The organism is Pseudoalteromonas sp. D15MCD-2, from assembly GCF_038562745.1.
Classification (GTDB): domain Bacteria; phylum Pseudomonadota; class Gammaproteobacteria; order Enterobacterales; family Alteromonadaceae; genus Pseudoalteromonas.
Window position 1 is genome coordinate 740,505 of the sequence record NZ_JBCFQE010000001.1, and the last position, 12,178, is coordinate 752,682.

Annotated in this window: 8 protein-coding genes; 4 read left to right on the top strand and 4 right to left on the bottom strand. The window is 42.4% G+C overall.

Annotated features, from left to right (window positions below; genetic code table 11):
• Positions 1-25: 25 nt before the first annotated feature.
• Positions 26-2,599: a DNA mismatch repair protein MutS gene (gene mutS / locus AADY36_RS03405; RefSeq protein ID WP_055021014.1), complete on the bottom strand. Its 2,574-nt coding sequence runs from the start codon at positions 2,597-2,599 to the stop codon at positions 26-28.
• A gap of 21 nt (positions 2,600-2,620) precedes the next feature.
• Between mutS and AADY36_RS03410 the strand changes: the two genes are divergently transcribed.
• Entirely contained in the window at positions 2,621-3,118 is a 498-nt protein-coding gene (locus tag AADY36_RS03410; RefSeq protein WP_342408495.1) for a nicotinamide-nucleotide amidohydrolase family protein, read from the top strand.
• A gap of 58 nt (positions 3,119-3,176) precedes the next feature.
• A complete protein-coding gene (gene recA / locus AADY36_RS03415) occupies positions 3,177-4,223 on the top strand; it encodes a recombinase RecA (protein WP_054560894.1) in 1,047 nt (348 codons plus the stop codon).
• 510 nt (positions 4,224-4,733) lie between these two features.
• Here the strand turns inward: recA and AADY36_RS03420 are convergent.
• Both AADY36_RS03420 and AADY36_RS03425 read right to left on the bottom strand, forming a co-directional pair.
• On the bottom strand, positions 4,734-6,857 hold the full coding sequence (locus AADY36_RS03420; protein WP_342408496.1) for a TonB-dependent siderophore receptor: 2,124 nt from the start codon (positions 6,855-6,857) through the stop codon (positions 4,734-4,736).
• 190 nt (positions 6,858-7,047) lie between these two features.
• Positions 7,048-8,214, bottom strand: a complete 1,167-nt coding sequence (locus AADY36_RS03425) for a DcaP family trimeric outer membrane transporter (protein ID WP_055021011.1) — start codon at positions 8,212-8,214, stop codon at positions 7,048-7,050.
• A 282-nt stretch (positions 8,215-8,496) separates the two neighbouring features.
• Between AADY36_RS03425 and acs the strand changes: the two genes are divergently transcribed.
• Positions 8,497-10,437: an acetate--CoA ligase gene (acs, locus tag AADY36_RS03430; RefSeq protein ID WP_342408497.1), complete on the top strand. Its 1,941-nt coding sequence runs from the start codon at positions 8,497-8,499 to the stop codon at positions 10,435-10,437.
• Positions 10,438-10,533: 96 nt separating this feature from the next.
• Positions 10,534-11,184 carry a response regulator transcription factor gene (locus AADY36_RS03435; RefSeq protein WP_054551155.1) on the top strand — a complete coding sequence of 217 codons (651 nt, stop codon included), beginning with the start codon at positions 10,534-10,536 and terminating at the stop codon, positions 11,182-11,184.
• Between the two features lie 52 nt (positions 11,185-11,236).
• Here AADY36_RS03435 and purU read toward each other — a convergent pair whose 3' ends face one another.
• Positions 11,237-12,067, bottom strand: a complete 831-nt coding sequence (gene purU, locus AADY36_RS03440) for a formyltetrahydrofolate deformylase (RefSeq protein WP_055021009.1) — start codon at positions 12,065-12,067, stop codon at positions 11,237-11,239.
• Between the last annotated feature and the right edge of the window lie 111 nt (positions 12,068-12,178).

Genomic DNA, 12,178 nt, shown 5'->3' on the forward strand with positions numbered 1-12,178 from the left:
CTTTTTTTATACCTCTTTTATTGCACTACAGTAAATCTTTTAATTGATACAGTAGTTGGTGTGCTTGTCTTGGCGTTAAGCTGTCTGGATCAAGCTGTTTTAAGGTTAATTCAAGCTCAGAAGGCTCATCATCAAAACTTAACGTTTGTTGTTGTTGCTCAATGGGGGCAGTAACAGGTTGATGGTTCTCAAGCATTTTAAGCTTTTGTTTTGCTTGTTGGATCACCGCTTTTGGTACACCAGCCAAGGCAGCAACTTGTAAGCCAAAGCTCTTGCTTGCTGCGCCTTCAAGCACGGTATGCATAAAGGCAATGGTGTCGTTGTGCTCAATGGCATCAAGGTGCACATTTACCAGCCCCGTTTTTTGTTCGGCCAGTTCGGTTAGCTCAAAATAGTGGGTGGCAAATAAGGTTTTAGCGGCAATTTTTGATGCTAAGTAATCAGCCGTTGCATAGGCAAGTGATAAACCATCATAGGTCGAAGTACCGCGACCTATTTCATCCATCAGTACTAGTGATTGCGCTGTGGCATTATTTAAAATTGTTGCTGTTTCGGTCATTTCAACCATGAAGGTTGAGCGTCCTGATGCTAGGTCATCACTTGCGCCAATACGTGTAAAGATACGGTCAATATTACCAATCTCTGCACTATCAGCAGGAACGTAACAACCAATGTGAGCCATTAGAACAATAAGTGCAGTTTGGCGCATATAGGTCGATTTACCACCCATATTTGGACCTGTGATAATGAGCATTTTACGGTCGTTATTAAGCTCCACAGGGTTAGCTATAAACGGGTCTTTCATTACCTGTTCTACCACTGGGTGGCGACCCTGTTTAATACTGATATTATCGTTATCGCACAGTGTTGGCTTAGCATAATTGAGCGCTTGCGCACGTTCAGCTAAATTGTTCAGTACATCTAAATCTGCTAAAACAGCTGCCATTGTTTGTAACTGCTCAATGTGCGGAGCAATAAACTCAAATAGTTGCTCGTAAAGCTGTTTTTCAAGCGCTAGCGCTTTTGACTGGCTACCAAGTACTTTATCTTCGTGTTCTTTAAGCTCAGGAATAATATAACGCTCATTATTTTTTAGCGTTTGACGGCGAATATAATCCGCAGGAACTAAATGTGAATTAGCACGGCTTACTTCAATAAAAAAGCCATGCACCTTGTTATAGCCTATTTTTAAGGTGCTAATGCCAGTGCGTTCACGCTCACGTTCTTCAAGCTTTTCGAGAATATCGGTAGCACCTTGGCTTAGGGCACGCCATTCATCAAGCTCACTGTTATAACCCGGGGCAATCACACCCCCATCACGAATAAGCACCGGTGGGGTTTCGATGACAGCACGTTCTAGTAAGTCTTGTAGCTCAGGTAATTGCTGTGACTTTGCAATAATTTGGCTAATACGCGGATCGTTGGCGTCCAAAAGTAACTCGTGTAATGGTGCCAGAGCTTGCAGTGCACTACGTAGGCGTGTTAAATCACGCGGGCGTGCTGTGCAAAGCGCTAAACGGGCGATAACACGCTCAATGTCGCCAATTTGCTTTAATGACTCTTGTAGCTCACCACATAATTGCGCATCGATAATTGCACTAATTGCGTTTAGTCGAGAGTTGAGCTCTGTTTTGCTGCGCACAGGGGTATGAATACGACGCTTTAATAAGCGTGAACCCATCGCAGTCGCTGTTTTATCAAGTACTTGTGCAAGTGTGTTTTCGTAACCGCCCGATAAATTAACCGTTAGTTCAAGGTTTTTACGAGTTGCTGCATCTAAGATCACCGCGTGTTCGTTTTGCTCAAGGGTGATTGCACGAATATGCGGCAGGGCTATGCGCTGAGTGTCTTTTACGTATTGCATTAAGCAGCCTGCAGCCACTAAAGCCGCGTGTGCTTTGTCTACTCCAAAACCAACTAAATCTTTGGTGCCAAATTGGTCGCAAAGTAAATGCTGCGCAGTATCTAGATCAAATTCCCATTCCGGGCGACGACGCGCGCCTTTGATATGCTCAATTAAGTGCACATTTGCAAATGTTTCACTGTAAAGCAGCTCAGCAGGGGCTAAACGCTGTAATGTTGAGCTAAATGCTTCATCGGTATTAACTTCTAACACATTGAATCGGCCAGAGTTAATATCTAAGTAAGCAATACCATATAGGCCTTGTTTATTTTGCCATACACTGGTTAGTAAATTGTCTTGGCGTTCTTGTAATAACGCTTCGTCAGAAATTGTGCCCGGTGTAACAATACGTACAACTTTACGCTCAACAGGGCCTTTGCTAGTCGCTGGGTCACCAACTTGTTCACAAATAGCTACTGACTCACCCATTTGTACAAGGCGAGCTAAATAGTTTTCGACTGCGTGATAGGGTACGCCCGCCATTGGAATGGGGTCGCCACCGGCTTTACCTCGATGGGTTTGAGAAATATCAAGAAGTTGCGCTGCACGCTTGGCATCATCAAAGAAAAGTTCGTAAAAGTCGCCCATACGATAAAACAATAAAATATCCCGATGCTCGGCTTTTATTTTTAGATACTGCTGCATCATAGGGGTTTGTTGTTTTATAGTGTGCGGTGCATAAAGATCAAACGACATGTATTTACCCAAAGGCTGAATATGGAATTACATCAAGAGATTAAAACACTTGCTGCGAAATTAGGAGCTATTTTAACGGATAAACGCTTATGGATCACTACCGCAGAGTCATGCACTGGTGGTGGAGTGAGTTATGCACTAACCGATACCCCAGGCAGCTCTAATTATATTGACCGAGCGTTTGTCACTTATAGTAACCAAGCAAAACATGAGCTCATTGGCGTTAGCGAGCAAACCTTAAACAGCTTTGGTGCGGTGAGTGAGCAAACCGTTGTTGAAATGGCATCGGGGGCAGCAAAAGCAGCAAATGCAGATATCGCAATAGCTATTTCGGGGATAGCAGGCCCCGGTGGTGGAACACTGGATAAACCTGTGGGATTAGTATGGTTTTGTATTCATTTTGCTGGTCAAAACTACCCAAGTCAGCAAGTTTTCTCTGGCGATCGAGCTGAAGTTAGACTACAAGCTATTGTTTATTCATTCAAAAATATAATTGAATTGATAAAATCTGAAAATTAGCTTGATACTGTGATTTCATACAGTATACTGTCTGCATTAGCCGGATTTGGAGAACAGAATGAACGATAACAAACAAAAAGCCTTAGACGCTGCTTTATCACAAATTGAGCGTCAATTTGGTAAAGGCTCAATTATGAAACTGGGCGACAATAAAGCCCTAGATATTGAAGCAATTTCAACTGGTTCACTAGGTATCGATATCGCACTAGGTATTGGTGGTTTACCTACGGGTCGTATTGTTGAAGTGTATGGTCCTGAATCATCAGGTAAAACAACGCTTACTTTACAAGTTATCGCTGAAGCTCAAAAGCAAGGTAAAACTTGCGCATTCGTAGATGCTGAGCACGCTCTAGATCCTGTATACGCACAAAAATTGGGTGTAAACATTGATGACTTACTTGTTTCTCAACCAGATACTGGTGAGCAAGCATTAGAAATCTGTGACATGTTAGTTCGTTCAAGTGCAGTTGATGTTGTGATTGTTGACTCGGTAGCAGCTTTAACACCTAAAGCTGAAATCGAAGGTGACATGGGTGACTCACACATGGGTCTACAAGCTCGCTTAATGTCACAAGCTTTACGTAAGCTTACAGGTAACATCAAGCGTTCAAACACACTTTGTATTTTCATCAACCAAATCCGTATGAAAATTGGTGTTATGTTTGGTAATCCTGAAACAACAACAGGTGGTAACGCACTTAAATTCTACTCTTCAGTACGTATCGATATTCGTCGTATTGGTTCTGTGAAAGAAGGCGACGAGGTTGTTGGTAACGAAACTCGCGTTAAAGTTGTTAAGAACAAGGTTGCTCCGCCGTTTAAACAAGCTGAGTTCATCATCATGTATGGCGAAGGTATTTCGAAACAAGGCGAGTTAATTGACCTAGGTGTTAAGCATAAGATTGTTGAAAAGTCAGGTGCTTGGTACAGCTACAATGGCAGCAAAGTTGGTCAAGGTAAAGCAAACTCAATTAAGTTCTTAAAAGACAACCCAGAGATCGCAGATGAGATCGAAGGTAAGTTACGTGAGATGCTATTACTTCAGGCAACTGAACAACCAGAAGATGGTGAAGATGCAGGCCTATTAGCTGAAGACGAGCTATAAACATCGCAAAAGAGTACAGTTAAGCGTGATTTGACCCGCACTTAACACAAAAAAGACCGCTACACAGTTAGCGGTTTTTTATGGGTGAAAGTTAGAAAGGGGAAAGTTAGAAAGAGTAAAGTTAGAAAGAGTAAAGTTAGAAAGAGTAAAGTTAGAAAGAGTAAAGTTAGAAAGAGTAAAGTTAGAAAGAGTAAAGTTAGAAAGAGTAAAGTTAGAAAGAGTAAAGTTAGAAAGAGTAAAGTTAGCAAGGGGAAAGTTACAGGCATTATCGAGTGTTCTGACAGCTAAAAGCGAAACGAAACCATTGAATACCACCAACAATGTAGTGATTAAGCGCGATATAAAATCGCTGCTACAAACTACTGCCTGCTCCTGTAACGGCGGTTTGCACCGCTTCAAAACGCTTTACTCTCGCTAACTTTACTCTTGCAACTCTTTCATGAAAAAGCCGCATATGATGCGGCTTTTCATGTACTTAAAGCTTAAAACTTACAGCTTCTAGCTCAAAGCTTACAGCTGCCAGTTGAAAGACACTGAGTAGTTACGCGGTGCGCCGTAATAACCTTGAGCCCAGAAAAGACTGTGGATGTACTTTTCGTTGGTCACGTTATTAACGTTTAAGTTAACACTCATATTGTCGTTAATATCATATGTTGCCATTAGGTTTAATAGGCCGTACGCATCTTGCGTTGTGGTAATAAGTGCAGCATTTGTTGCCGCATCACGCACTTGTACGCGCTTTGTATCGTCTTGCCAACGATAGTTTAGGCCAAAGGTTAAACCATCAATCTCAGGCACTTTATGAGTTACAGCAAGTTTGAACTGGTTTTCAGGTGTGTAGTCTTTTACTAACTCATCACCATCAATGTTTAGATTACTGTAGCTGAAGCTTGCACTTAGTGTTTCGTTGATTTGACCACTAAGCTCTACTTCAATACCGTCGCTGTTAATACCATCTGCGCCATAGTAGCGAGTGTCGTCAGGTAATGAATCAGGGATAGCAACGGCAAGGCCAACTTGTTTAGCATCAAAGTAGGCAAGAGTTACAAATAAATCGTCATCAAGTAGCTGAGCTTTCACACCAATTTCACTGCTTTTACCTGTGATTGGATCTAAGTAATCACCATTGATGTCACGCTCTGTTTGCGGTACGAAGGTTTCTGTGTAGCTTGCGTAAGTTGAGAAGCTTTCGTTGATATCATACACAGCACCGAAGTAAGGCACAGTTTGGTCGCTATCTTTGTCTTTTGCAACGCCGTAAGAGGCACCTTCAGTTTCCCAATTTACTTGGCTCACACCTGCTAAAATGCTGAATGCGTCAGTTGCACGGATGCGTGTTGAAATATATGCAGAGCGTTGACGGCTAGTGATATCAGCACCTGTTAAACCATCAGTAAGTGTTGGTACTGGCGCAACACCGTCCCAACCACCTAGCTCAGGCATTGCAGGGAAACCATTGCCTGTAGTGTAGTCATACAATGATTTATCTTTGTTATCCATATCTGCTTGGTTTACACCAAACGACAGATCATGTTCCATACCAAATAAATCAAATTTACCTGTTGCGTAGATATCTAAAATGTCGTGCTTATCTTTGTGGTCATATTCACTGGCATAACCAGTTAGGCCAAGACCTGTTTCTCTGTCTGGTGTGCCGTAAACATAGAAAAGCTCAGAATCTTGCTCATTTTCTAAGTGCGCGTAGCTTGCTTTTAAGAACCAAGTATTGGTGATTGCTTGCTCAATTGATAAGAACAGCTGCTCAGTTGTGTTATTCCAGTATGACCAATCAGACGCTGTGCTAGTTGAAGCGTCAAAGTTTGTTGCTGAACCATCGCTGTAATAAAGCGGTAAGGCACCCCACAGTGGGCTATCAGCATCTTTCTTTTGATTTACATAGTTTGCAGTTACTACTGTGCTGTCAGTTAGCTGGCCTTCGTAGGCTAGGTAATAAATTGTTTTATCTTGCTCGTAACGGTCAAGGTATGACTCAGTTTTGTGCTTGGTGAATACCGCACGTACAGCGTGGTTTTCGTTGATAGCAGTTGAAGCGTCAAGCTCTAAACGCTTATTGTCCCAAGAACCATACGATACAGACGCATTTACTTGCGTTTGATAAGTAGGGCGCTTTAGAACCATGTTGACTGTTGCTGATGGGTTACCAGCACCTGTCATTAAACCATTGGCACCACGTACAATTTCAACACTATCGAAAATAGAAGTATCTAGAGTACCTTGGATTGAACCGTTGTCTTGCGGCATACCCATGCCATTAACTTGGAAGTTGGTGATCTCAAAACCACGAGCTTTAAAATAAGTACGGTCAGTTTCGATTTGCTCAACAGTGACGCCCGGTGTACTTTCAAGTACAGCGTTTAGATTATCGAGTGAGAAGTCATCCATTAACGCACGTGAAACAACAGAGATTGACTGTGGTGTTTCTTTAATTGTTAGCCCTAATTTGGTTGCCGACTGTGCTTCTTCAGTGATGTAGTTTTTATGATGCTGGCCATACACGGCAATTTTTTCAATTGCTTGTACTTCTTTTTGTTGTTCTGCAAAAGCGTGGCCACTTAAAAGTGCTGAGGTCACAAGGCTTAATTGAGATAAGCGCAAAAATTTTGTTGATGACATGCAAAGTTCCAATTAGTTCAATGAATAGTGAAATTAATGCGTAATTTAATCTAAATGAAAATAATTTGCAATTAGCATTTGTGTTTTGGTGAATGATTGTTTGCAAAAAGTTTAAAGGGCACAGAAATATAAAAAGGAGATATAAAAAAAGCGGCCGAAGCCGCTTCAGGAAGTAAAATAAGTTTAAATTTTAAAACACGTATTTTGCAGAGAACTGTAGACGGTCCATATCGCCGTCAGCACCGCTTTCTAACTCACGCTCGGCATGTTTAAACTCAACACCAAAGGTAAGCTTTTTAACAGGCGAATATAAAAGGTTGGCACTATAGCTTTGGCTCATTTCTGTAGGATCGCCAGTCACAGCAAGTAAATCTGTGTTGTTATCTGCTGAGAAGAATGAATAAAGGAAAGTTGAGCGCCATTGGCTGTTCCAGTGTTGTTGGTAGGCAATAAAACCTGATGTTGAATCAATTGCATCTAAATCATCACCGTCAAGCACCGCACCATGAGCCACATTTAAACCAACATAACGGCCTAAACCTGAGCCTTGAGTTAGCATAAATTTAAGGTTGTTTTGGCCAAAATTTACTTTACCAGATGCACTGATACCGAACGATGATGTATCTGCATCAATGCCATTTTGTTTATAAGTTAACTGGCGAGCAAGACCGGTAAATACTAATTCACCCCAGTCAGCTTTATGTGCGTAACGTGCTGTAAAGTCAGGCATTGATGCATCATCAGTGGCTACACGTGCGCCGCCAACAGTGACTGTGCTCTCTGGGTTTTCGATAGAGAATGACCAATTACCCGTAGTGTAACGTGCCTGTGCTTGACGTACGAACACAGTACCTTCTGCAGGACCAACGAAATCGAGTGTTTCAGGTAATGCGCCTACGTTTTGAAAGTTTGACCAAGCTTGACCAAATAACCAACCATCATAAGTCACAAATGCTTGACGAATACGAGGCGCGTAAGAGTTACTAACGCGTTCGTTACCGCCTGGCGCTGAAGCAATAAAGTCTATTTCAATTTTAGTTTTGATGGTTTTACCGTCGTCTAATTTTGTTGCTGTACCTAGGTTAAAGCGAGATTGGCGGGCATGCATGTCAAATACTGCATCGCTGTCGCTGTCTGCGCCTACCGGTGTTGTACCCGGTACATAGAAGTCACGGCCAATGCTGCCGCCAGCTGGTACGCCTGCAGAGTAATCACTCCACATAGCATCAAGTTTTACATAGCCACCATAAGAAACGTCTGTGTTACCAATGGTTGCGGCGTTAGCGGTACCTGCAAGTGCACATAAAACAGCTGAGGCTGTGAGTGTTTTTAATGCGGTTACTTTTGTTGTTGTCATAATGTGTATTCCTGTCGAAGCTACTTGTTGATTGCATTAATGTTGTTGTATCACTGTTGTTTAAGAAATGACTTCTCTCAATTATCTATTGGTCTATTAGACTAAGGTGGAATGGGTAGTTAAATCGCATCCAACCTAACATTGGACTAGATTATAGAAGGCAATTTTAAAGTTTTTTGTTAAATGACAAGATATACAACTAAGGTCTAATACTTTCAGGGGCTTTGCTGAGTGATCCTTGAAGCAGGCCGTAGGCAAGTAATTAAAATGGAGACGACAACAATGTCAGAAAGTATCTATCCAGTACCAGCGCATATCAAGAATGCAGCACTAGTTGATAACGATAAATATAATACACTGTACAAGCAATCTATTGATGACCCTGAAGGATTTTGGCGAGAGCACGGTAAACGCCTTGATTGGTCAACTCCTTATAACAAAGTAAAGAACACCTCATTCGACAAAGGCCACATCAGCATTCGCTGGTATGAAGACGGCCAACTTAACGCATCTTACAACTGTATTGACCGCCACCTTGCCACTAAAGCCGATAAAACAGCCCTTATTTGGGAAGGCGACAACCCTGAACACAACGAAAATATTAGCTACCAACAGCTTCACGACGAAGTAGCTAAGCTAGCCAACGGCCTTAAAAAATTAGGCGTATCAAAAGGTGACCGTGTTGCTATTTATATGCCAATGACACCGCAGGCTATTTACGCTATGCAAGCGTGTGCGCGTATTGGTGCTATTCACTCTGTAGTATTTGGTGGTTTCTCTCCATCAGCGATTGCTGACCGAATTAATGACTCAGGCGCTAAAGTGGTAATTACTTCAGACGAAGGTCGCCGTGCTGGCAACTGCGTACCACTTAAAGCAAATGTTGATGAAGCGGTATCACAAGACTCTGTAACCACCGTTGAGCACGTTATTGTTCATCAGCTAACGGGTGGTGAAGTTGAGTGGAATAGTCATGATGTTTGGTGGCATGAGCTTGTCGCTGACTTACCAGCTGAGTGTGAACCTGAACCAATGAATGCAGAAGATCCACTTTTCATTCTTTATACTTCAGGCTCAACCGGTCAACCAAAAGGGGTGGTTCATACTACCGGTGGTTACCTTGTTTATGCATCGATGACACATGAATATGTGTTTGATCTTAAAGAAGACGATATTTTCTGGTGTAGTGCCGATGTGGGCTGGATCACTGGTCACAGCTACATTGCTTATGGCCCATTAGTGAATGGCTGCACGCAAGTCGTATTTGAAGGTGTACCAACCTACCCAACAGCGGGCCGTATGGGTGAAGTAATTGATAAGCACAACGTGACTATCCTTTACACAGCACCAACTGCTATTCGTGCTCTAATGGCGAAAGGCGATGAGCCAACAGCGACTTCAACTCGTAAAAGTCTTCGTGTTATGGGTTCTGTAGGTGAGCCAATTAACCCAGAAGCGTGGGCATGGTATTACGAGCATATTGGTAACGAAAACTGCCCAATCGTAGATACCTGGTGGCAAACTGAGACTGGCGGCATCATGATCACACCATTACCAGGAGCAACAGATATGAAGCCAGGCTCAGCAACACGTCCATTCTTTGGTATTGCACCAGCACTATTTGATGCTGAAGGTAATACACTAGAAGGCGCGGTTGACGGTAACCTTGTTATTTTAGATAGCTGGCCATCACAAGCTCGTACAGTTTATGGTGACCATGAGCGCTTTGAACAAACTTATTTCTCAGCATACCCTGGTGTGTACTTCACAGGTGATGGTTGTCGTCGTGATGAAGATGGCTACTACTGGATCACAGGCCGTGTGGATGACGTACTAAACGTGTCAGGTCACCGCCTAGGTACTGCAGAAATCGAGAGCGCATTGGTTGCTCACGAAGCAGTGGCAGAAGCGGCTGTAGTGGGTTACCCACATGATATTAAAGGTCAGGGCATCTATGTTTACATCACTCCAAATGAGGGTGTTGTAGTGAGCGCTGAACTAACAAAAGAGGTACGTAACTGGGTTCGTAAAGAGTTAAGCCCAATTGCATCACCAGATATGATCCAATGGTCTCCAGGTTTACCGAAAACTCGTTCTGGTAAGATCATGCGTCGAATTTTACGTAAAATTGCGGCAAATGAGCACCAACAGCTTGGAGATACTTCTACACTAGCCGATCCGAGCGTTGTTGATGAGCTAATCGAAAACCGATTAAATCGTTAAAATCGCGTTAAAAACTTGATTAGAAGTTGATTCTAAACGTAGTATATCGGCTGTCACTTAGAAATAGGTGTCAGCCGAATTTATTAGGAGTGAACCATGAGTCAGTTTTTAATAGCGGACGATCATCCGTTATTTCGTGAAGCGCTGAAAGGGGCATTGAGTGCTAAGTTCGCTGATTTAGAAGTGTTTGAATCGGAAAACTTTGATACCACTTTGCAGGTGCTGAGCGAGCAAGAAGATCTTGATATCTTACTACTAGACCTTCACATGCCAGGCAATGGCGATTTATACGGCCTTATTCGCATTCGCGAAGACTATCCAAGCTTACCAATAGCTGTTGTTTCTGGCAGCGAAGACATCAATGTAGTTTCTAAAGTAATGGGTTATGGTGCGATGGGATTTATTCCAAAATCATCTTCATCAGATGATATTGCGCTGGCAATCAACCACATACTTGAAGGCGATGTTTGGCTTCCACTTGAGCTTAAAGATAAAGTGGCTGCCGTAGATGGCGAAGACAAAGAAATTGCTGCGCAAGTGGCTTCACTAACGCCGCAGCAATACAAGGTGTTGCAATACTTACACGAAGGCTTGTTAAACAAACAGATTGCTTACGAGTTACATATTTCCGAAGCAACCGTTAAAGCACACATTACAGCAATTTTTAGAAAGCTAGGTGTGTATAATCGTACTCAAGCGGTATTAATTGCCTCTAAGTTACAATTAGAGCCCATTGAGTCGGCATAACAAAAGATAATAAAAACAATAAAGAGGCCATTCAGCCTCTTCATTTTATTGCTTAAGCGAACACCACGGTTCGATTACCATTGATAAACAGTTTATGTTCAGATGCGAGCTGCAACGCTTTGCAGAACACTGTTTTCTCTACATCTTTACCCATTTTTGCCATCATCTCTGCGGTATCCGCATGACTGACATGCGTCACATCTTGTAAAATAATCGGCCCTTCATCAAGCTCATTATTAACAAAATGAGCGGTCGCGCCAATAATTTTTACACCGCGCTCAAATGCCTGATGGTAAGGCTTTGCGCCAATAAAGGCTGGCAAAAATGAATGGTGAATATTAATAATCTTACCTTCAAAGCGCGCCACAAATTCAGGGCTTAAAATACGCATATATTTAGCAAGGCCAATAATGTCAGGCTGATAGCTGGCTATTAAATCACCGACTTGTTGATCATGCTCCGCACGGCTTAAGCCTTCGTGCGATACCACATGAAATGGTACACCAAAGCCTGCAGCCAGTGGCGCTAAGTCGGCGTAGTTGGCAATCACAGCCAGTACTTCGATGTTTAAGGCTTTTTCGAATTGCTTTAGTAATACACCACCTAAACAGTGCGCTTCTTTGGTAGCAAGCAATACCACTTTGGTTTTTTCGCTGCTGTGCAGGGCAAGCTCTGCGCCATCAGGAAGTAGCTCAGCAAGACTTGGTAAAAAGTCATCTGAAATAACGCCGCTTAACTCTGTACGCATAAAAAAGCGTTTAGCGTCTTTATCTACAAATTCGTTATTACGTGTAATATTTAAATTATGCTGATGACAAAGGCCGGTGATCTTGGCAATTAGACCAACATCATCATCGCATTGTGTGGTTAAAATCGTGTTCATAGTCCTCATTCTAATCCCGTTTGTGTGAACACCATTATTTGCTAATTTTTTTGTGCTGCATAGCGCAAATTTAAATATCTAATAATTTATCTGATTTGATTGCATAAGCGT